Here is a 1,440-nt window from a genome sequence, read left to right as displayed (position 1 = left end):
TGGACTAGCCCCCAAAAGTTGGACGGATTTAGAATTTGTTTGGAAAGTAATGAGCTCGATATTCGATCGGGCTCATTGCTTTTAAATTAAGCTTAATTCGGTCGGTATTATAATAGGTAATATAGTTTGCAATATCTTTCTTAAGCTCTTGGATAGATTCATAGGTATTGAGATAAAAAAGTTCGGACTTTAAGGTGCCAAAAAAGTTTTCCATGACGGCATTATCTAGGCAGTTACCCTTTCTGGACATACTCTGGGTGATCCCCTGCTGTTTCAACCAAGCCTGATACGCTTGCATCTGATATTGCCACCCCTGGTCTGAATGAATCATTAAGTTTTTGCCTACTTGTTTCTGTGCTTTTTGTAGCATGTTCATTACCAATTGAAACACGGGCTTACCAGAGAGTTCATAGCTGATAATTTCCTGGTTATACAGATCCATCAACGCCGATAGGTAGAGCCTCTCTCCTTTAACTTTAAACTCCGTAACATCCGTCACCCACTTCTGATTCGGGCCATTGGCCTTGAAGTTTCGAGCTAGAACGTTAGCGAATAACGTGCCTGTATCTCCCCGATACGAACGGTATTTTTTGACTCGAATGAGACTCTTCAGCCCGAGTTCGTTCATCAATCGAAACACGGTTTTGTGATTGATTAGCATACCCTTTTTCCTGAGCAGCAGTGTAATCCGACGATACCCTAAACGGCCTTTATGCTGATGATAGAGCTTTTCTATCTCGCCTTTGATGAACTCATACTTCTCAGGCTGAGTGAGTTTACTAGCCTGATAATAAAAGGTGCTTCGGGCTAGGCCGGCACACCTCAAAAGCGTATCCAAACCGAAGTGCTGCCTTAGTTCTAGAATTACTTTCGCTTTTTGTCTAGTTGAACTAAGGCTTGAAGCTTTTTTAAGTAAGCCACTTCAGCCCGTAAGTATTCATTTTCCCTGAGTAATTCTTCTTCGCGAGTCAGGGGCTCTACGGGACGTTTTCCCTTGGATTTGTCAGCTTGATTCTCGTTGGGTTGCATAGTCGGTCGTCCTTTCTTTTGAGGTTGTAAGCCTGCTGCTCCCTTCGATTTAAAGCGTTTCTGCCAGGTAAGGATAAGGCCTTCACTTGAAAGATGAAAGCGTAAGCAGGCTTCTGCTAAAGATAGGTGTTGCTGCTGCATAACGTTGAGAACCGCTAGCTTAAATTCAGCACTAAAAACTCGTTTACCTACCTTAGGCCGTAAAGCTTCCAGCCCCCAACGTTCATAGCTTCGACACCATCGTTTCACTAATGAATGATCAATCCCCTGTTGGCGGGCCACTCCACTCATCGAATCTTTGCCTGCCAATACTGTCTTTACGCATCTTAATTTGAATTCAAAACTGTGTTTCTTGTTCCTTGACATAATAAAATACCCCCAAGTAGTGTCTAACTTCTTGGGGGCACTCCA

The 1,440-nt window shown here is 43.2% G+C and carries 1 protein-coding gene; it reads right to left on the bottom strand.

From position 1 onward, the window contains the following. Window positions 1-28: 28 nt before the first annotated feature. A protein-coding gene (locus tag BWI93_RS00880) for an IS3 family transposase (RefSeq protein WP_255157674.1) occupies window positions 29-1,395 on the bottom strand; the annotation gives its coding sequence in 2 pieces (ribosomal slippage) (window positions 29-900 and window positions 900-1,395; 1,368 coding nt in all). Between the last annotated feature and the right edge of the window lie 45 nt (window positions 1,396-1,440).

Origin of the sequence: Siphonobacter sp. BAB-5385 (assembly GCF_002261125.1) — a bacterium.
In the GTDB taxonomy this organism is placed as follows: domain Bacteria; phylum Bacteroidota; class Bacteroidia; order Cytophagales; family Spirosomataceae; genus Siphonobacter.
The sequence above is the reverse complement of the archived record's forward strand: the minus strand, read 5'-3'. Positions and strand labels throughout refer to the sequence as shown.